This window comes from Candidatus Accumulibacter meliphilus (genome assembly GCF_036625345.1).
Classification (GTDB): domain Bacteria; phylum Pseudomonadota; class Gammaproteobacteria; order Burkholderiales; family Rhodocyclaceae; genus Accumulibacter; species Accumulibacter meliphilus.
This window is the reverse complement of the sequence record NZ_JAZKTZ010000012.1, coordinates 55,709-73,894: the sequence shown is the minus strand read 5'-3', so window position 1 is coordinate 73,894 and position 18,186 is coordinate 55,709. Positions and strand designations below refer to the sequence as shown.

Genomic DNA, 18,186 nt, shown 5'->3' with positions numbered 1-18,186 from the left:
CGTCCTCGTTGAAATTTGCTCAGTGCCGGAAGTGGCGGGCGCCGGTGAACACCATCGTCAGGCCATGCTCGTTGGCGGCGGCAATCACTTCCTCGTCGCGCATCGATCCCCCGGGCTGAATGACAGCCTTGGCACCGGCGGCCGCGAGAACGTCGATACCGTCGCGGAACGGGAAGAAGGCGTCCGAAGCGACCACCGAGCCGGCCAGATCGAGGCCGGCGCCTTGCGCCTTGCTTACGGCAATTCGGGTCGAGTCGACGCGGCTCATCTGGCCGGCACCAACGCCCAGGGTCATGCCGTGACCACAGAAGACGATGGCGTTGGACTTGACGAACTTGGCGACGCCATAGGCAAAAAGCAGGTCTTCAATTTGCGACTCGTTCGGCGCCAGGGCGCTGACAACTTTCAGGTCGGACGCTTGAACGTTGAACTTGTCGGGCGTCTGTAGCAGCAGGCCGCCGCCGATGCGTTTCATCTCGAAGCCGTGGTAGACCCTGGCCAGTGGCAGCTCCAGGACGCGCAGGTTCTGCTTTCCGGACAGCAGTTCCCGGGCGGCAGCCGTGAACGCGGGAGCGAGCAGGACCTCGACGAAGTGCTTGCGCGAGTTCATGGCCAGGATGACGTCGGTGTCGACCGTGCCGTTGAAGGCGATGATGCCGCCAAAAGCCGACGTCGAGTCGGTCTGGAAGGCTTTTGCGTAAGCCGACAGCAGATCGGTGCTGACCGCGACGCCGCAGGGATTGGCGTGCTTGATAATCACGCAGGCCGGAGTCGCGAAGCTCTTGACGCACTCCCAGGCGGCATCGGCGTCGGCGATGTTGTTGTACGAGAGCTCCTTGCCCTGCAGTTGCCGGTAGTTGGCGATCGAACCGGAAACTGGTTCCGGATCACGGTAGAAAGCGGCTTGCTGGTGTGGATTCTCACCGTAACGCAGCGTCTCGCCGCGATCGAAAGCGAGTTGCAGGCGCTCCGGAAAAGCTTGCACCTGTTCGTTTTCATCGAGAGAAGTCAGCCAGTTGGCGATTGCCGCGTCGTAGCGCGCGGTGTGTACGAAGGCCTTCCTGGCCAGGGCGAAGCGGGTGGCCGCCGTCAGGGCGCCCTCGTTGGCCGCCATTTCCGAGAGCAGCGCCGGGTAGTCGTCAGGATCGGTGACCACGGCCACGCCGGTGTAGTTCTTGGCCGCCGAACGGAGCATCGCCGGACCGCCGATGTCGATGTTCTCGATTGCCTCGGCGAGCGTCACCTCGGGTTTGGCAATCGTTTCACGGAAAGGATAGAGATTGACGCAAACCAGATCGATGGTCGGAATGCCATGTTGCGCAATGGTCGTCAGGTGTTCGGGCAGATCGCGGCGGGCGAGGATGCCGCCGTGTACCTTCGGATGCAGTGTCTTCACGCGGCCGTCGAGCATTTCCGGAAAGCCCGTGTAATCACCGACCTCGGTCACTTCCAGGCCGGCATCACGCAGCATTTTTGCCGTGCCGCCGGTCGACAGCAGTTTGACGCCGTGGGCGACCAGGCCCTGGGCAAATTCGAGAGCATGATCCTTGTTGGAGAGGCTGATCAGGGCTTGACGTATTTTCATGGTGGGCAGGTCTGCGGCAGGGGAAGGAGGATTGGAGCAAGAAGGCCGTTCAGGCGATGAGCCGGTGATCGACCAGCTTCTTGCGCAGCGTGTTGCGGTTGATTCCGAGTATCTCGGCAGCGAAAGTCTGGTTGCCGCCGGCCTGCTTGAGAACGACTTCGAGCATCGGGCGTTCGACGCTTTTGATCACCATCTCGTAAACCGGTGCCGGCTTCTCGCCGTCAAGGTGCAGGAAATAGCTTTCCAGCGCCTTGCGGACGAAACTGGCAATATCTTCTTCATCGTCGTGATGTCGCTTCATGCGGCGAGATCCTCACAATGGGCGTTGCTTGGCACCGGCGCGGCCGGATCGCTATTGACGTAGGGCAGGTGCTCGTTATGCTCGGCGAGCATCAGGAAAAAGTCGTTGACCGCTTGCCGCTGCAGGGCGATGGTCGGCAATTGGTTCATCATGTGGCGGAAGGCGGCCGATCCGACCAGGCCCTTGGTGTACCAGGAGATATGTTTGCGCGCGATGCGCACGCCGGTCTCCGTGCCATAAAAGAGATAAAGGTCTTCCAGGTGGGCAAGCAGAATGCGATGAATCTCCGTGACTCGGGGCGGCAGCAGATGTGTGCCGGTGTTCAGGAAATGCTCGATCTCACGGAACAGCCAGGGGCGGCCCTGGGCCGCGCGGCCGATCATCAGCGCGTCGGCGCCGGTTCTGTCGAGAACGAACTTTGCCGTTTCCGGTGAGACGATGTCGCCGTTGGCGATCAGCGGAATGTGCGCCTCGGCCTTCACCGCGCGGATGGTGTCGTACTCGGCGTGCCCGCTGTAGCCACAGGCGCGTGTCCGTCCGTGCATCGCCAGGGCCCGGATACCCGACTGCTCGGCGATTTTCAGAATGCTCAGGGCGTTGCGGTTGCTGCTGTCCCAGCCGGTTCGGATCTTCAGCGTCACTGGTGTCTGCGGGATCGCATTGACCACCGCCGCGAGGATCTTTCCCACCAGCGGCTCGTCGCGGAGCAGGGCCGAGCCGGCCATGACGTTGCAGATCTTCTTGGCTGGGCAGCCCATGTTGATGTCGACGATCTGCGCTCCGCGATCGACGTTGTAGCGCGCGGCAGCGGCCATCATGATGGGGTCGGCGCCAGCGATCTGCACCGAGATCGGCGCCACTTCGCCCTCGTGATTGGCGCGCCGGCGGGTCTTTGCGCTACCGTAGAGCAGCGAGTTCGAGGTCACCATCTCGGAGACCGCGAGGCCGGCGCCCAGGCTTTTGCAAAGTTGCCTGAAAGGCCGATCGGTCACACCTGCCATTGGTGCGACAAACAGGTTGTTGCGAAGCGTAAATCCGAGGAATTCCATGGCGGTGAGGTGCCGGGGCGCAAGGCAAGACCGGGATTCTACCGCGATTGGCGCCCGAAAAACAGACGATCTTGCTTACCGACGACGTTGATCAGTCGCGTTGCCTGGTATCACGTGGCCCCGCACAGTCCAATCGCCAAGCAGTACCTCAGGTAGGCAGCCAGGCCCCGCTTTCCGCGTGCGCGGCGGCAGCCTCCCTGTGGCTCTCATTCTGGCGCCGTGCCGCCCCGCTTGGCCGTTGAGCGTCAACCTAGGTCTTGTTGGCGGTGTCCGGCATGACGATGTTCACCTCGAGCACTTCCATGTTTCCCTGCTTCTCGATTGCCACCTTGATGTCGTCCGGGTTGACCGAGATATATTTGGAAATCACGGCCATCAGTTCCTGCTGCAAGGCTGGCAGGAAGTCCGGCGTATGGTTGCTGCCATGGCGTTCGTGGGCAATGATCAGTTGCAGGCGTTCCTTGGCAATGGCCGCCGTCCTGGGCTTGCTGCCGCCGAAGATCAGGGAGAACAGGGACATCCTTATTTCCCCCCGAAGAATCGCTTGAACAGGCCGGGCTTCTCGTAGTCGACGTAACGTAGCGGGATGGTTTCGCCGAGGAAACGGCCAACCACGTCAAGGTAAGCGCCGGCAACATCGCTACCGGCAAGGTGGATCGCCGGCGAGCCAGCGTTTGATGATTGCAGTACCACTTCGGACTCGGGAATGACGCCGATGATCGGCACGCGCAGTATCTCCTGCACGTCCTTGTACGAGAGCATTTCCCCGTCCTCGACGCGTTTGGGCGAATAGCGCGTAATCAGCAGATGCTCCTTCACCGGCTCGCCGCCGCTCAGGGCGCGGCGTGACTTGGCCTGGATGATGCCCAGGATACGATCCGAGTCGCGTACCGAGGACACCTCGGGATTGCTGACCACCAGCGCCTCGTCGGCAAAGGTCAGGGCCAGCACCGCGCCGCGCTCGATGCCTGCCGGAGAATCGCAGATGACGTAATCGAAGGCCATGTGTTCGAGTTCCTTGAGAACTTTCTCCACTCCTTCTTCGCTGAGCGCATCCTTGTCGCGAGTCTGTGAAGCCGGCAAGACGAAGAGATTGCCGTTCTCGCAATGCTTGTCCTTGATCAGCGCCTGAGTGAGCGTTGCCTCGCCGTTGAGAACGTTGACCAGGTCATAGACCACACGGCGCTCGCAGCCCATGATCAGGTCGAGGTTGCGCAGGCCGACGTCAAAATCGATGACCGCAGTTTTGTAACCACGCAGAGCGAGGCCCGATGCGAAGCTGGCGCTAGTGGTGGTCTTGCCGACCCCCCCCTTGCCGGACGTTACGACGACAATACGTGTCACAGATCTTTCCCCGCAGGTTAAAGATGGGATTCTACCCGCAGAATGGGAGTTCTGCTGTCTGGCGCCGTCGTTGAAATGGCATTGCCAGTGCCCGCATCGTTGTTAATCCGTCTAGATCGGCTCGACGACGAGTTTCCCCAAGCTGTCGCCGGTTTTTTCAGTGAGCCTGACCTGTACCGTCTGGCCTGCCAGATCGGCCGGGACGCCGCTGTCGAAAGTCCGATAGAGGCCCGCAATCGAGACCAGCTGAGCATCGAAACGGGTGCTGAAAATGCGCGCCTCGGTGTCGCCGCTGGCGCCTGCCAGCGCGCGACCGTGCAATGGGGCGTAGATGTGGATGTGGCCGTCGGCGATCACTTCGGCTCCGGAGTTGACCGCGGCGAGAACGATCAGGTCGCCACCACGAGCATAGATCTGTTGCCCGGAACGTAAAGGCCGGGTGAGGAACAGCGTTGCCGACTTGGTGCTTGCAAGCGTGCCGGTGCTGGGCTCGGGTTTCGCTTCCGGTCGCGTTGCCGCAGGCGCTGGCGGCGGCGCTGCTGTCTCCATTGCCGGCACGCCGGTTGGCGGTGGCTCTGAACGCTCCTCATCCGCGCGTGGCAGCGCGCGTGCCGAACGGTCGACCGCCGCGTAGGTCGGCAGGCCGGCGGTGCGGGCGCTCTGGCGAAGCTCGTCGCTGCCGCCGCGTACACCCATCACATTCAGCCCGTGGGTTCGGAAAAGCTCCTTCAAGAACTGCCATTTCGCCGACGACACCGCGCCGGCCTGTGACAAGTCGAGCACCGCCGCCTCGCCATCGAAAAACGGATCGTCGCCGAACAGGGCATTGGCGGCTTCGCCGAGTTCGCCGAGTTGCAGGGATCGCAGGCTGACCGTGACGACCGGCAAGGTGCTTCCCTTGAACTCAATCAGCGGTGGGGTGATGTTGTTTTGCGGCATGGGATCGTCAGGGCGCTTTGGCAGGGACTGGGGAAGCGACGAAGTCTAGCGGAATCATCCGCAAAAGCGAACTGCCGTGACGACCTTTCCGTCGCCTGCAGCCGCTGGCACGAGCGCTCACCCGGCGCCAGTGGTCTGGCGTCGACGGTCTATGGCCAGGCCCGGGCACCCCAGATCATGCGTCTGGCAACGAAATGGCGCAGCGGCGGCAAGATGTCGAGCGCCAGCAGTCCGAGGCCACGCGCGATGCGTAGCGGTGCCAGGTCATTGCCAAAGACGCGCACGATGCCGTCGGTGAAAGCGATACTGCCCTTGCGGTCGAGGCGGCGAGCGCGGGCGTAGCTGTCCAGGGTGGCGGCATCACCGGCGTCGCCGCTGGCGTTGGCGAGCAGCGCGGCGGCGAGTTCCCAGGCGTCGCGCAAGCCAAGGTTGAAGCCTTGGCCGGAGACCGGGTGCAGGCTTTGTGCGGCGTTGCCGATCCATACCTGGCGTGGGCCGAGCAGCTGTTCGCGCACGCGCAGCGCAAGAGGAAAGCTGGCGCGCGGGCCGCTGGCGACAAAATCGAGGCGGTTGCCGAACTGTGTACGCAAGGCGGCCAGGAAAGCCCCCTCGTCGAGGTCGAGCAAGCGAGCGGCTTTTTCCGGCGGCACGGTGAACACCAGCGAGTAGTCCTGGGCCAGCGGCAGCAGCGCCAGCGGACCGTCGGGAGTGAAACGTTCCCATGCCCGCTGCTGGTGGCCAGGAACGGGGCGAACCTCGGCGACCACGGCGTGCTGCCGGTAATCGTACACGCGCACGGCGGGGTCGTTGGCGGGAGTGCCTTCGGCATGGACGACGAGTTTGGCCCGGATACGGCGTGGTGCGGCGGGTGCGGCCAGAGTAATCTCGGCGGCCTCGCTGTCGGTGGTGATGCCGAGCACGGTGCGGCTGTGCAGGCGCTGAGTTGCCGTGTTGTGCGCATCGATGCTCGCGTCGAGGGTGGCCGCGAGATCGCGGTAGCGCATTACGTAGCCGAGTGCGGCGATTCCATACTCCCTGGCGTCGATCAGCGTGCGGCCGAAGCCGCCACGCTGCGAAACGTGGATGGTGGCGATCGAGGTCGCTGCAGCCTTGTTCCAGGCGCCGAGGCTTTCGAGTAGCTGGCGGCTACCGTGTGCCAGCGCCAAGGCGCGCGGATCGCCGGCCCAGGCCGCAGCATGCGGGCGGCTGTCGAGCAGCAGCACGCGCTGCGACCCCGCCGCCAGCGCCAGGGCCAGCGCCATGCCGACCGGCCCGGCGCCGATGATGGCGACGTCGACGTCGACGCTGCTCTCATCGCTGGCGCCGGTGGTGCTGTCGGTACTCTTCAGCTGTTCACTCATGGCGCATCACTTCCTCGATTTCGGCGACTGTTCGTGGCGCGTTGGTGTAGGTCAGGCAGCCGTCGCTGGTCACCAGGACATCGTCCTCGATGCGCACACCGATGCCGTGCAGATGCTCGGGGACGCCACTGCCGGGCCGCAAGTAGAGGCCCGGCTCGACGGTCAGGGTCATGCCGGGAAGCAGCCTGACCCAGTCCTCTTCGGCGCTGCCGGTCTTGTATTCGCCGGCGTCGTGAACATCCAGGCCGAGCCAGTGGCCGGTGCGGTGCATGTACCAGGGCTTGTAGGCTTCGTTCTCGATGGCGCCGTCCACGCTGCCGCTGAGCAGCTTGAGATCGATCAGCCCCTGTGACAGGACGCGCAGCGCTGCCTGGTGATAGGCGGCGAACGAGGCGCCCGGGTGTACTGCGGCAATCGCCGCCTGCTGCGCCGCCAGGACGATTTCATAGACCTCGCGTTGGGCGGCGGTAAAGCGTCCGCTGACCGGAAAAGTGCGGGTGATGTCCGAGGCGTAGCCAGCGACCTCGCAGCCGGCATCGATCAAAACCAGTGATTGACTGGCCAGCAGTTTGTTGTTGTCGACATAGTGCAGGATGCAGGCGTTGGCGCCGCCGGCGACGATGGGCGTGTAGGCATGGCCGTCGGCACCGCGGCGGCGAAACTCGTAGCTCAATTCGGCTTCGAGTTCGTACTCGGCCATGCCCGGTTTGCAGGCACGCATGGCGCGGCTGTGGCCGGCCGAAGCAATGTCGGCGGCGCGCCGCATGAGCTCGATCTCCTGCCCATCCTTGATCAGTCGCATCTGGTCGAGCAAGCCGCGCAGGTCGCGGATTTCTCCGGGCGCGCGCGTGCCACTGCGCCCCTGAGTGCGAACCGCATTCAGGGCGCTGGTGATGCGCCGGTCCCATTCGCTGTCGTGACCCAGCGAGTGCCACAGGGCCGCGCGGTTGGCGATCAATTTGGGCAGCATGTCGTCAAGAAGGCCGATCGGATGCGCTTCGCAAAAGCCGAAGGCCGCGGCCGCGGCCTCAGGTCCGTAGCGGAAACCGTCCCAGGTTTCGCGTTCCGCATTTTTCTCGCGGCAGAAGAGAATCGCTTTCGCGTTATCGCCGCCGACCAGAACCATCACCGCCTCGGGCTCGGCAAAGCCGCTCAGGTACCAGAAGTAGCTGTCGAAGCGGTAGGGATAATGGGAATCGCGGTTGCGCAGACGTTCGGGAGCCGTGGCCAGGACGGCGACGCCGTCACCGAGGCTGTCGAGTACGCGTTGGCGACGTTTGGCGTGGGCTGTGTGGCTCATCGGTTTTGCGCCAGCGCCAGGTCGAGTTCGGCAAGGCGCTCGCTGGTGCCAACGTCGACCCAGCGGCCGTTGTGTCGTTGGCCAGTGACCGTGCCACCGGCAATGCCGGCGTCAAGCAAGGGGCGCAGCTTCATCTTGACGCCGGCCGCCACAGGGGCAAAGAAATCGGGCCAGAAAACGCCAATGCCGGCGTAGGTGAGTGCGCCGTCGCGCCTCCCCGTCGTCGTGCGCAGGTCTTCGCCGTCGAGGCAGAAGTCGCCGCCGGGATGGTGCGCTGGATTGTCGACCAGCAGCAGGTGGGCGCGGCGCTTGTCGAGAAGGCAGGCGATGCGCCTGGCCTGCGCAAAGTCCCAGTCGCACCAGATGTCGCCATTGACCACCAGAAAGGGATCCTCGCCAAGCAGTGGCAGTGCCGTGGCGATGCCGCCTGCGGTTTCCAGCGCTCCGACCGGTTCGGGCGAGTAAGCGATGCGCAGGCCGAAGTCGCTGCCGTCGCCAAGTGCTGCTTCGATCTGTTCACCGAGATGGGCATGGTTGATCACCACCTCGCGCCAGCCGGCTCTTGCCAGGCCTTGCAGATGCCAGACGATCAGCGCTTTGCCGCCGGCCATGAGCAGTGGTTTGGGGGTGCTGTCGGTGAGCGGTCGCAGGCGTTCGCCGCGGCCGGCGGCGAGAATCATGGCCTTCATCAGAAGCTGTAGCCGACGCTGAGCGGGCGCTTCTCGAGCACGTCGAGCAGGCGGGCGAGCGGCCGCAGTTCGCTGTAGCGCTCGCAGGTACGACGCAGATAGCCCAGCACGCGCGGCATGTCGGCCAGGTAATCGCTCTTGGCGTCGCGATGGCAGAGGCGGGCAAAGATGCCGAGCACCTTGAGCTGGCGCTGCACGCCCATCCATTCGTAGTCCCGATAAAAGTCGTGGAAATCGGCCTGCACCGGCAGTCCGGCCTGGCGCGCCCCTTCCCAGTAGCGGATCACGAAGTCGAGCTCCTGATCTTCCGGCCAGTCGATGTAGGCGTCACGATAAAGCGAGACGAGATCGTAGGTCAGCGGCCCGTAGACCGCATCCTGGAAATCGAGAATGCCGGGGTTGCTCGGAAAAGCTGGCGCGGGCTCGCCGACGAGCATCAGATTGCGCGAGTGGTAGTCGCGATGGACATAGACCTGTGGCTGTTGCAGGTTATTGACCAGGATCGCTTCGAACACCTTTTGCAAAGTGCCTTGCATGCCTTCGTCGATGCTCACTCCGAGGTGGCGGCGCAGGTACCACTCGGGAAACAAGGCCAGCTCGCGGCTGAGGAGGTCGCGGTCGTATGCCGGCAGCACACCGGGTCGACTGGCGAGCTGGATGGCGAGCAGAGCCCGGTTGGCGTCGGCGTAGAGTCGTGCCGCGGCGCTTCTGTCGCCTTGCAGGGCACTCAGGTAAGTGGTGTTGCCAAGGTCGGAGAGCAGCAGGAAGCCTTGTTCGAGATCGCTGACGAGGACCTCGGGGAGATGCACGTCGGCCCTGCGAAACAGCGCGGCGACCTGGATAAAGGGGCGGCAGTCTTCTTTCTCTGGTGGCGCGTCCATGACAATGCGCGTCGTTTGATCGGGGAGCAGGACGCGGAAATAACGCCTGAAGCTGGCGTCGGCCGAGGCCGCTTCGAGGTGCACATCCCAGCCGGGGAACGCCGACTCGAAGACCTGGCCGAGCCAGTTGCGCAGCAGGGTGGTACGCGGCATGCCGCTTCTCCTTGAACGATGATGCTAAAATGTGCGACCGATTTTACCATCCGGGCACGGCTGGAAGCGCCGTCGCAGGCAAGAAGCCAATGACCCCACCGCCTGGCACCCGAGCAATCCGTCGCATCCTCCTCCACTGACGACTCTGGAATGACGTTTCCCTTTCGGCGCAAGCCGCTGACCTTGATCTTTTGCTGCAGTGTCGCCAGTGCGCTTGCCGGCAGCCTGCCTGGCGTCGCGCAGGCGCAGACGGAACCAGCGCTGCGCGTCGATCCTGCCTTGCTTGGCTTGCCGGCAGCGGCACCCGCCGTGCCGCTCCAGGAGCCACCCGTTCAGCCGCCGGTTCAGCCGCAGCCGCTGCCGGTGATCAGCGAGCCCGAGGAAAGCCTGGCCGAGCCGCTCGAGGAGATGCCGGAGGCCAGTGCGGCCGAGGTCCAGGAGAGTGTGGCGCCGACACACGCCCCCGACGCAGCGGCGGCCACCATGAGCACCACGACGGTCGCCGTGCCACTGCCTGCTGAGCAGGCGGTGCCCACGACGATGTCCTTGCCTGCGCCGGCGCCCGCACCGGTGCCGGCCACGCAAGCCGAAGCTGCTGCCGCGCCCTCGGCAGCGGAAAACGCCGGGCCGCAGTCAGCTCAAACGGAAGCCGGGTCGCAAGCGACCTTTCTGAGCGCGCAGAGGATATCGGGCATCGTCGACCGGGAAGTTATTGCTCAGGACAATGCCGAATTGCGCCAGCTCGACAAGGTATTGACCGCCGACCGGATGACCTACTGGCCGGTGGACGACGAAGTCGAGGCGGTCGGGAGTGCGCGTTTTCAGCAGCGTGATGACGTTGTTTCGGGTACCAGGATGCGGATGCGGCTCGAAGATCAATTTGGTTTCTTCGACGATGCTTCCTATTTCGTAAAGCGCCCACCCCGTCAGGCGCCGGGTGCGGAATCTGGCGGCGCGGGGGCACCCGACCTGGCACCAAGCGAGCTCGGCAGCGGGTTCTCCAGCGGTTTCGCAGCACCTCGTTCCTACGGCGTGGCGCCAGGGGAGACCAAAGTCAAGCATCGCGTTGGTGCCGACGGGACGACGGAAGCACGCGGCGCAGCGCAGCGCATTGACTTCGAAGGCGAGAACCAAATTAGTCTGAGCTCGGCTACGTACACCACCTGCAAGCCTGGCAATGACGACTGGTATCTCAGTACCGCCGCTTTGCATCTCGACTACGACAATGAGGTGGGCAGCGGTAACGACGCCACCGTCCATTTCCTCGGGGTGCCGATTCTCTACTCGCCGTGGTTTTCCTTTTCGCTCAACAACCAGCGTAAATCGGGCTTTCTGACGCCAAGCTATGGTTCCAGTAGTGACAGCGGTTTCGAGTTGACTCTGCCGTACTACTGGAATATTGCGCCGAACATGGACGCCACATTTGAGCCAACGCTGCTCAGCAAACGTGGCCTGCTGATGGGCACCGACTTCCGCTACCTCAACACCGCGTATGGCGGGACCTATGTCGGCAATGTCCGCGGCGAGTACCTGCCGAATGATCGCGTGGCGGACAGGGATCGCTGGGGTGTCGCCTTGACGCACAATCAGCTCATGGGTGGCTGGTCTGGCGCCATCAACTACAACCGCGTCTCGGACAGCGACTACTACACTGACCTGTCGAGCGAGATCACCCAGACGTCCGAAACGCAGCTTCTGCAGCAAGGTTTGCTGACCTATAGTGGGGGCGGTTGGTGGAACGCGACGGCCAACGTGCAGTCCTTTCAGACGCTGCAGCCGGACCCCGAGAATCCGGTCACGCCACCCTATCAGCTCATGCCGCAAATCACCGTAAACGCGCGGCAGCCCGACTTCTACTCGACCGATAGCGCCTTCTTCGGGCAGTACACTGATTTTGTTCGTCCCGATGCGTCGACCGTCGAGGGACAGCGGACGGTCATGCAGCCGCAGATTTCAATCCCCTACGTCACTCCAGGGTGGTATGTCACGCCGCGGCTTGGGGTGAATGTCACGAACTATGCATTGTCCTATCCGGGCTCGGCGAACGTCCTCCCGACTTCGATCAATCGCAATCTGCCTATCTTCAGCGTCGATTCGGGGATGACTTTCGAGCGCCCCAGTAACTGGTTCGGTCGCGACTACACGCAGACCCTCGAACCACGTCTCTACTACCTCAACATCCCGTACGAAGATCAGAATGACATCCCGATCTTCGATACCGCGCTGGCCGACTTCAACTTTGCACAGATTTTTGCCGACAACCAGTTCTCCGGCTGGGATCGTATCAACAACGCCAATCAATTGACCGCCGCTCTCTCTTCGCGCCTGATCGATCCGGCTTCCGGGAACGAGATCATGCGCGGCATGATCGGGCAGCGACTTTATTTTACCGACGACAAGGTCGCGTTGCCCGGGACCACAACCAGGGAGTGGAACAGGTCCGATTTCCTGGCCGGTTTTACCGGGCAGGTGTTGCCTAGAGTCTATGCCGACGCGGCGCTGCAGTACGACGTCGACAATCAGCAGACCGACCGCTTTTCGATCGGAACGCGCTATTTCCCGGCAGCCGGCAAGCTGCTCAACGCGTCCTACAGCTACAATCCGCAGGCGGTGACGCCGATCAAACAGGTCGACGTTGCCGGGCAGTGGCCGATTACTGGCCGCTTGCAGGCGGTAGGCCGCTACAACTACTCTTTTCTTCAGAACCAGCCGATCGAGATTATCGGTGGCCTGGAATACAACGCTGGTTGCTGGGTGGTGCGCGTCGTCGGTCAGCGTCTGCAGACCACCGAGGCGGACGCGACGACGAGAGCCTTTGTGCAACTTGAACTGAGCGATTTCTCGCGCCTGGGATCGAGTCCGATCAACCTCCTGCAGCGCAGGATTCCCGGTTACGGCGTCGCCAATCAGCCGCAGACCGATTCGGCTCTGGCCGAACAGTAAGGGTGACCATGATGCTTATATTTCGCGCGTTGCTGCTATCCCTCGTTCTCGTCGGGGTGGCGGCGGCACAAGGCGCTGCAAAGCAAGGCAGCCAGCCGGTGCCTACCGACCGTATCGTTGCCGTCGTCAATGACGAAGTGATAACCCATCACGAGTTGCGTTCGCGTCTGGATTCCGCGCTGGGGCAACTGCAGCGACAGGGGACCGCCCTGCCGCCGCGGGAGGTGCTCGAAAAGCAGATGCTCGAACGCCTGGTCATCGACAAGGTGCAGTTGCAGTTTGCCCGCGAGGTGGGCTTGCGCGTCGACGATGCACAGCTTGACCAGGCGCTGCAACGTATTGCCGCGAATAACCATCTGACGCTCGCGCAGTTCCGCGTGGCGCTGGAAAAGGACGGTATCGCGTTTGCCAGCTTTCGCGAGGAGATTCGCGCCGAAATGACCATTGCGCGCTTGCGTGAGCGCGAGGTTGACAGCCGGATTTTCATTTCCGAAGGCGAGATCGACAATTATCTGGCGGGCGAGGCGGGACAGGCCGGTGGTGAAGAGTACCAGATGGCGCATATTCTGCTGCGTGCCCCCGAGTCGGCAAGCCCGGAGCAGATTCAACAGCTACGCGCAAAGAGCGATCAGATCGTCGAGCGCTTGCGGCAAGGCGAGAACTTCGCCCAACTGGCTGCTGCTTATTCGGATGCGCCGGATGGTCTGCGTGGCGGCGATCTTGGCTGGCGTTCACTCAATCGCCTGCCGACGATGTTTGCCGAAGTGGCCGCGAAGCTCCAGGTGGGCGAGGTGTCGCCGGTCATGCGTAGCTCGAACGGCTTTCATCTGGTCAAGTTGCTCGGCAAGCGGGGCGGTGGCGCCTTGCCGGCGGTTCAGCAGACGCGCGCCCGGCACATCCTGATCAAGGTGAACGAAGTGGTCTCGGAACCGGAGGCCAGACATACCGTGGAAACTCTGCACGAACGCATCAAGCACGGTGAGAACTTTGCCGATCTGGCCAGGCTTTTCTCGCAGGACGGCTCGGCGTCGAAAGGCGGGGATCTTGGCTGGATCTACGCCGGTGACACGGTACCGGAGTTCGAGGGGGCGATGAATAAACTGGCTCCTGGCGAGCTCAGCGAGCCGGTGAAATCGCCTTTTGGTTACCATTTGATCGAGGTCACCGAGCGGCGCGTCCAGGATGTATCGAGTGATCGTCAGCGCACTGCGGCACGGCAGGTGCTACGCGAGCGCAAGCGGGACGAGGCCTATCAGGACTGGCTGCGCCAGATGCGGGACCGCGCCTACGTGGAGCTTCGCCTGGAGGAAAGATGAGTACCATGTCGCGCGCGCCGGTGATTGCCGTTACCAGTGGCGAACCGGCCGGCATCGGTCCCGAGATCTGTCTACGCCTGGCCCACTGCTCGCTGGACGCTCGCTTTCCGGCGCGAATCGTTGTACTGGCGGATCGCTCGCTGCTCGCCGAGCGAGCTGCGGCATTGCACTTTCCCGGCACACTGCGTGACTGGCAAGCGGCTCTGTCGCCACAAGTCGGCACCCTGGATGTTCTGCATCTGCCTGTAGCTGCCGCGGTCAGGCCCGGTCATCTTGATGCGGCCAATTCCCCTTACGTACTGGCGCTGCTGGACCGGGCGCTGGACGGCTGCCAGAGCGGCGAGTTTGCGGCCATGGTTACCGCGCCGGTGCACAAGGGCATCATCAATGACGCCGGGATTCCCTTCAGCGGGCACACCGAGTATCTGGCGGAAAAGACGGCAACGCCACGTGTGGTCATGATGCTCGCCGGCGGCGGTTTGCGGGTGGCCCTGGTGACCACGCATCTGCCGCTGCGGGACGTGCCAGCGGCGGTTACCCAAGGTGCTGTCGAGGAAACCCTGCGCATTCTGCATTGCGAGATGGCGGCGAAGTACGGGATTGCCCGCCCACGCATTCTGGTTGCCGGTCTCAATCCACACGCCGGTGAGGGAGGCTACCTGGGCCGTGAAGAGATCGAAGTGATTACGCCGGTTCTCGAGCGCCTGCGTGCCGCAGGCATGACCCTGCTCGGTCCCTTGCCAGCCGATACGATGTTTTCTCCGCCGCTCCTCGAACGCGGCGACTGCGTTCTCGCCATGTACCATGATCAGGGTCTCACGGCGCTCAAGTACGCGAGTTTTGGCCAGGGCATCAACGTCACGCTGGGCCTGCCGATCATCCGCACCTCGGTCGACCATGGCACGGCGCTGGAACTGGCGGGCAGCGGACGAGCCGATCCCGGCAGCTTGCTGGTGGCCATCGAGCAGGCCATCGAGATGGTGGCTCGGGTGGCGCGGGTGGCTCCGCTCGCTGAAGCCAGCGGCAGCAAGCAAGTGAGCGCATGACGACGCATGTCGCGCGCAAGCGCTTTGGCCAGAATTTCCTGGTCGATCAGCAGGTCATCGCCGAGATCATCGACCAGCTGGCGGTGCAGCGTGACGAGACGGTGGTCGAGATTGGCCCGGGGCTGGGCGCCCTGACCGCTCCCCTGCTGCGGCGACTCGACCACCTGCACGTCGTCGAAATCGATCGCGACATTGTTGCCCGGCTTGCGAAAAGCTATCCGACCGAGCAACTGACGGTGCACGCGGGCGATGCGCTGGTTTTCGATTTTGGCCGCCTGGCCAGCGCCGCTGGCGGCCAGCTGCGCATTGTCGGCAATCTGCCGTACAACATTTCGACGCCGCTGCTCTTTCATCTTGCTGGCTATGGCACTTGCGTGCGCGACATGCATTTCATGCTGCAAAGGGAAGTCGTCGAGCGCATGGTCGCCGAGCCGGGAAGCGGCGACGTCGGCCGGCTGACGGTGATGCTTCAATACCGCTTCGTCATTGAGCGCCTGCTCGACGTGCCGCCCGAAGCGTTCGATCCGGCGCCGAAGGTGCACTCGGCGCTGGTGCGCCTGATTCCGCGTCCCCCGGAAGCCTTGTCGGTGGTGAACCAAGCACACTTCGCTGCGCTGGTCGCCGCTGCTTTCAGGCAGCGCCGCAAAATGCTGCGCAACAGTCTCAGGGGAATGCTTGACGAGGATCAGCTGGCGGCGCTCGGCGTTTCGCCGACCTGCCGGGCAGAGGAACTGTCGGTTGCCGACTATGTTCGCCTGGCCAACACCTTGACATGAAAACGGCGTACCGAGACTGGCTACGCCGTGCGCTCGGTTTGCTCGCCGTTCAGCCGCTTTTCTTGACCGCACAGGTGTTGGCTCCGAGCAGCAAGTAGGCTGGACAGACGCCGAACAGACCAGTCAGCAGCGGGACCACACCGATCCAGCCCCAGGCGCCGACGACGCCCAGAGCAGCCATCGAGACGAGCACGATACCGACGACGATACGCAGGATTTTGTCGATTCCACCGACGTTTGTTTTCATGATTGGCTCCGTGAACCTTGTTTAGTGAAGACGACAGCGTACATCGCTACGGCCTTGCAGTATGTAACTGCAGTCACAGAGGAAAGCGGAGACAAAAAATAGGGAGTAGTCCAAGGGCAGCGCCGCAAAGAGCGCGCGGTCTGGCACGCACGCACGCGGCCAGACACTGTCAGCGCGAGCCGTCGGCCAGTTGCTGCAGTCCGCTCGGGTCGATCACCGTAATCTGTTCACGACCCAGCCTGACCAGTCCCTGTAGGGCGAAGCCCTTGAGCAAACGGCTGACCATCTCGCGGACGCTGCCGAGTTCTTCGGCCAGCGCCTGGTGAGTGGCATGGATGGTTTCACCCTTGGCGAGGAGCAGTTTTGCCAGGCGTTGATCAAGGCGGTGGAAAGCGACTTCTTCGACCAGTTGCATCAGTTCGGCGATGCGTTCGGCAAACAGGTGGAAAACGAAGTTGCGGAAGCTCGCATGTTCGGCGAGTAGTTTTTCGAAGCTCGCGATTGGCAAAAGCATTAGCGACAGGGGGGTTTCAGCAATGCCACGCGCCGAATACGGCGTGTGACCGAGCAGGCAGCTCGAGCTGATGATGCACGAGCCGCCCGGTTCGACACGGTAGAGCAGGATCTCGCGACCGCCGGCGGTGCTTTTCACGACCTTGATCGTGCCCGCGAGAAGCAGCGGGAAACCCATACAGTCCTGCCGCTCGCTGAACAGTTGCGTGCCGGCGGGCAGATCGCGCTGAGCCATTTGCTGGCCGAGGGCCGCCAGTTGTTCGGCCGCTAGCGAACGCAGGCTTGGATAGAGCGCGAGCAGGGATGGCGGCAGGCTGCCCACTGGCGTGCCAGGCATCAGTCGGCCCAGTCAGTCAGTTCCGCGGTCACCGGTGCGTGATCCGACGGCCGCTCGAGCTTGCGTAATTCGCGGCTGATGCCGGCCGCCGTGCAGCGCTCGGCGAGTGCGTTCGAGAGGAGGACGTGGTCAATGCGCAGGCCGCGGTTCTTCTGGAAGCCGAGCATTCGGTAGTCCCACCAAGAAAAGCTTTTCTCCGGCTGCTCGAAAAGGCGAAAACTGTCCTCCAGGCCAAGGCCGAGCAGGCGCTGGAAAGCGGCGCGCTCGGGTTCGGAACACAGGATTTGTCCAGCCCAGGCCGCCGGGTCGTGCACGTCGCGGTCGTCGGGGGCGATGTTGAAGTCACCAGCCAGGACCAGACGTGGGTTGTCGGCCAGTTGCTCGCCTAGCCAGTTGAGCAGCGCCTCCAGCCAGGCGAGCTTATAGGCGTACTTGTCGCTGCCGACCGCCTGGCCATTCGGCACGTAGGCGCAAACGACACGCATCCCGTTCACGCTTGCCGCCAGCAGGCGTTTCTGGGGATCCGCGTAAAGGGGGTTGCCACAAACGATATCTGTCGGCGCTTCGCGGCTCAGCAGAGCAACGCCGTTGTAGGTCTTTTGTCCGGAGAAGGCGACGTGATAACCGGCGGCCGCGAGCTCCTGCGTCGGGAAAAACGGGTCGTCGAGCTTGGTCTCCTGCAGGCAGACGACATCGGGTTGTCGCGCCGCCAACCAGTCGAGCAGCTGCGGCAGGCGGACCTTGAGTGAATTGACGTTCCAGCTGGCGATTTTCATTGGCTGGGCGCAGCGGCAGGTTTGAAGCCGTAGGGTGCGCTGACCGGATAGCCAGCGAAGTCGAGCAGCTCGTTCCATCTGGGGGCCGCAAACCCGGCCGCATTTTGCCGACCGACACTGATGCTGGGCAGTACGGCGTCTCCGCCCAGTTGCCGACCAAGCGCCGTCAGCTCTTCCTGGCTGGTGAGCAGCTTTTCCGAGAAGGGAACGCCGCGGCCATTGAGCAGTGCGCGCGCTTGCTCGCAGGCGCCACAGTTGGCGCTGGTAAACAGGGTCACCGGAAATTTTTCGCTCGCCTGGCGGAGGGCGTAGGGCAGTTGCTGCTGCTCGGCGGCGATGCTGGGTCCTTCCGTGACGGTCACGTCGCGCGTTCCCGGTGGCGGTGGCCGGTCGGAGATCACCGTGATGCCGCTGCGCGGGTCCTCCCAGCGGTAAGTGATTTGCGCGCTGGCGGCGGTAGCGGCCAGCAATGCCGTGGCGATGCAGGCGAAACGCAGGGCGCTTGTCGTGTCCATGGGTAAGTTTCCTTGACTGGGAAAGTCGCGCACGCGACTCACGAACCTCCCTTCTCCCCGTGCGGGAGAAGGGCCGGGAAAGAGGGGGGCGGTCGTGACTTTCATGATGTGGCGA

At 63.3% G+C, this 18,186-nt stretch carries 18 protein-coding genes; 4 read left to right on the top strand and 14 right to left on the bottom strand.

The genetic code is table 11. From position 1 onward, the window contains the following. Window positions 1-19 precede the first annotated feature (19 nt). From purH to V5B40_RS20675, 10 genes are all read right to left on the bottom strand, one after another. Entirely contained in the window at window positions 20-1,585 is a 1,566-nt protein-coding gene (purH, locus tag V5B40_RS20720; protein ID WP_332356285.1) for a bifunctional phosphoribosylaminoimidazolecarboxamide formyltransferase/IMP cyclohydrolase, read from the bottom strand. Between the two features lie 49 nt (window positions 1,586-1,634). After that, window positions 1,635-1,886 (bottom strand): helix-turn-helix domain-containing protein, encoded by a 252-nt coding sequence (locus tag V5B40_RS20715; protein ID WP_332356284.1) that lies wholly within the window; start codon window positions 1,884-1,886, stop codon window positions 1,635-1,637. After that, window positions 1,883-2,935: a tRNA dihydrouridine synthase DusB gene (dusB, locus tag V5B40_RS20710; RefSeq protein WP_332356283.1), complete on the bottom strand. Its 1,053-nt coding sequence runs from the start codon at window positions 2,933-2,935 to the stop codon at window positions 1,883-1,885. Before dusB ends, V5B40_RS20715 begins: the two co-directional genes overlap by 4 nt. 250 nt (window positions 2,936-3,185) lie before the next feature. Continuing rightward, the gene (minE, locus tag V5B40_RS20705; RefSeq protein WP_332356282.1) at window positions 3,186-3,455 is read right to left on the bottom strand and encodes a cell division topological specificity factor MinE; all 270 of its coding nucleotides are present in this window, start codon (window positions 3,453-3,455) and stop codon (window positions 3,186-3,188) included. 2 nt (window positions 3,456-3,457) lie between these two features. Then, window positions 3,458-4,279: a septum site-determining protein MinD gene (minD, locus tag V5B40_RS20700; protein WP_169065499.1), complete on the bottom strand. Its 822-nt coding sequence runs from the start codon at window positions 4,277-4,279 to the stop codon at window positions 3,458-3,460. Window positions 4,280-4,390: 111 nt separating this feature from the next. Further along, window positions 4,391-5,218 carry a septum site-determining protein MinC gene (gene minC, locus V5B40_RS20695; protein WP_332356280.1) on the bottom strand — a complete coding sequence of 276 codons (828 nt, stop codon included), beginning with the start codon at window positions 5,216-5,218 and terminating at the stop codon, window positions 4,391-4,393. Between the two features lie 149 nt (window positions 5,219-5,367). Beyond that, window positions 5,368-6,579, bottom strand: coding sequence for an FAD-dependent monooxygenase (locus V5B40_RS20690; RefSeq protein WP_332356279.1), 1,212 nt, complete (start codon window positions 6,577-6,579; stop codon window positions 5,368-5,370). Next, window positions 6,572-7,879 (bottom strand): aminopeptidase P N-terminal domain-containing protein, encoded by a 1,308-nt coding sequence (locus V5B40_RS20685; protein WP_332356278.1) that lies wholly within the window; start codon window positions 7,877-7,879, stop codon window positions 6,572-6,574. The genes V5B40_RS20690 and V5B40_RS20685 overlap by 8 nt, the downstream gene beginning before the upstream one ends. Continuing rightward, window positions 7,876-8,568, bottom strand: coding sequence for an N-acetylmuramate alpha-1-phosphate uridylyltransferase MurU (gene murU, locus V5B40_RS20680; RefSeq protein WP_332356277.1), 693 nt, complete (start codon window positions 8,566-8,568; stop codon window positions 7,876-7,878). Before murU ends, V5B40_RS20685 begins: the two co-directional genes overlap by 4 nt. After that, window positions 8,568-9,602, bottom strand: a complete 1,035-nt coding sequence (locus V5B40_RS20675) for an aminoglycoside phosphotransferase family protein (protein ID WP_332356276.1) — start codon at window positions 9,600-9,602, stop codon at window positions 8,568-8,570. The genes murU and V5B40_RS20675 overlap by 1 nt, the downstream gene beginning before the upstream one ends. A 150-nt stretch (window positions 9,603-9,752) precedes the next feature. Here V5B40_RS20675 and V5B40_RS20670 point away from each other — a divergent pair, with 150 nt between their 5' ends. From V5B40_RS20670 to rsmA, 4 genes are read left to right on the top strand one after another with little or no spacing between them, the layout of a single operon-like run. Continuing rightward, complete coding sequence (locus V5B40_RS20670) at window positions 9,753-12,545, top strand: LPS-assembly protein LptD (protein WP_332356275.1); 2,793 nt, start codon at window positions 9,753-9,755, stop codon at window positions 12,543-12,545. A gap of 8 nt (window positions 12,546-12,553) precedes the next feature. Then, window positions 12,554-13,861: a peptidylprolyl isomerase gene (locus tag V5B40_RS20665; RefSeq protein WP_332356273.1), complete on the top strand. Its 1,308-nt coding sequence runs from the start codon at window positions 12,554-12,556 to the stop codon at window positions 13,859-13,861. Window positions 13,862-13,866: 5 nt separating this feature from the next. Then, on the top strand, window positions 13,867-14,907 hold the full coding sequence (pdxA, locus tag V5B40_RS20660) for a 4-hydroxythreonine-4-phosphate dehydrogenase PdxA (RefSeq protein WP_332356392.1): 1,041 nt from the start codon (window positions 13,867-13,869) through the stop codon (window positions 14,905-14,907). After that, window positions 14,904-15,683, top strand: coding sequence for a 16S rRNA (adenine(1518)-N(6)/adenine(1519)-N(6))-dimethyltransferase RsmA (gene rsmA / locus V5B40_RS20655; RefSeq protein ID WP_332356271.1), 780 nt, complete (start codon window positions 14,904-14,906; stop codon window positions 15,681-15,683). The genes pdxA and rsmA overlap by 4 nt, the downstream gene beginning before the upstream one ends. Before the next feature lie 49 nt (window positions 15,684-15,732). On the opposite strand, the gene V5B40_RS20650 is transcribed toward rsmA, so the two are convergent. From V5B40_RS20650 to V5B40_RS20635, 4 genes are all read right to left on the bottom strand, one after another. After that, on the bottom strand, window positions 15,733-15,930 hold the full coding sequence (locus V5B40_RS20650; RefSeq protein ID WP_332356270.1) for a YgaP family membrane protein: 198 nt from the start codon (window positions 15,928-15,930) through the stop codon (window positions 15,733-15,735). Between the two features lie 169 nt (window positions 15,931-16,099). Further along, entirely contained in the window at window positions 16,100-16,780 is a 681-nt protein-coding gene (locus V5B40_RS20645; RefSeq protein ID WP_332356269.1) for a Crp/Fnr family transcriptional regulator, read from the bottom strand. Next, complete coding sequence (gene xth, locus V5B40_RS20640; RefSeq protein ID WP_332356268.1) at window positions 16,780-17,556, bottom strand: exodeoxyribonuclease III; 777 nt, start codon at window positions 17,554-17,556, stop codon at window positions 16,780-16,782. The genes V5B40_RS20645 and xth overlap by 1 nt, the downstream gene beginning before the upstream one ends. After that, complete coding sequence (locus tag V5B40_RS20635; RefSeq protein ID WP_332356267.1) at window positions 17,553-18,071, bottom strand: glutaredoxin family protein; 519 nt, start codon at window positions 18,069-18,071, stop codon at window positions 17,553-17,555. The genes xth and V5B40_RS20635 overlap by 4 nt, the downstream gene beginning before the upstream one ends. Between the last annotated feature and the right edge of the window lie 115 nt (window positions 18,072-18,186).

Excerpts from the sequence above, each read along its gene's own strand:
- purH (WP_332356285.1), bottom strand. The coding sequence starts at position 1,585 with ATGAAAATACGTCAAGCCCTGATCAGCCTCTCCAACAAGGATCATGCT.
- V5B40_RS20715 (WP_332356284.1), bottom strand. The coding sequence starts at position 1,886 with ATGAAGCGACATCACGACGATGAAGAAGATATTGCCAGTTTCGTCCGC.
- dusB (WP_332356283.1), bottom strand. The coding sequence starts at position 2,935 with ATGGAATTCCTCGGATTTACGCTTCGCAACAACCTGTTTGTCGCACCA.
- minE (WP_332356282.1), bottom strand. The coding sequence starts at position 3,455 with ATGTCCCTGTTCTCCCTGATCTTCGGCGGCAGCAAGCCCAGGACGGCG.
- minC (WP_332356280.1), bottom strand. The coding sequence starts at position 5,218 with ATGCCGCAAAACAACATCACCCCACCGCTGATTGAGTTCAAGGGAAGC.
- V5B40_RS20690 (WP_332356279.1), bottom strand. The coding sequence starts at position 6,579 with ATGAGTGAACAGCTGAAGAGTACCGACAGCACCACCGGCGCCAGCGAT.
- V5B40_RS20685 (WP_332356278.1), bottom strand. The coding sequence starts at position 7,879 with ATGAGCCACACAGCCCACGCCAAACGTCGCCAACGCGTACTCGACAGC.
- murU (WP_332356277.1), bottom strand. The coding sequence starts at position 8,568 with ATGAAGGCCATGATTCTCGCCGCCGGCCGCGGCGAACGCCTGCGACCG.
- V5B40_RS20675 (WP_332356276.1), bottom strand. The coding sequence starts at position 9,602 with ATGCCGCGTACCACCCTGCTGCGCAACTGGCTCGGCCAGGTCTTCGAG.
- V5B40_RS20670 (WP_332356275.1), top strand. The coding sequence starts at position 9,753 with ATGACGTTTCCCTTTCGGCGCAAGCCGCTGACCTTGATCTTTTGCTGC.
- V5B40_RS20665 (WP_332356273.1), top strand. The coding sequence starts at position 12,554 with ATGATGCTTATATTTCGCGCGTTGCTGCTATCCCTCGTTCTCGTCGGG.
- pdxA (WP_332356392.1), top strand. The coding sequence starts at position 13,867 with ATGTCGCGCGCGCCGGTGATTGCCGTTACCAGTGGCGAACCGGCCGGC.
- rsmA (WP_332356271.1), top strand. The coding sequence starts at position 14,904 with ATGACGACGCATGTCGCGCGCAAGCGCTTTGGCCAGAATTTCCTGGTC.
- V5B40_RS20650 (WP_332356270.1), bottom strand. The coding sequence starts at position 15,930 with ATGAAAACAAACGTCGGTGGAATCGACAAAATCCTGCGTATCGTCGTC.
- V5B40_RS20645 (WP_332356269.1), bottom strand. The coding sequence starts at position 16,780 with ATGCCTGGCACGCCAGTGGGCAGCCTGCCGCCATCCCTGCTCGCGCTC.
- xth (WP_332356268.1), bottom strand. The coding sequence starts at position 17,556 with ATGAAAATCGCCAGCTGGAACGTCAATTCACTCAAGGTCCGCCTGCCG.
- V5B40_RS20635 (WP_332356267.1), bottom strand. The coding sequence starts at position 18,071 with ATGGACACGACAAGCGCCCTGCGTTTCGCCTGCATCGCCACGGCATTG.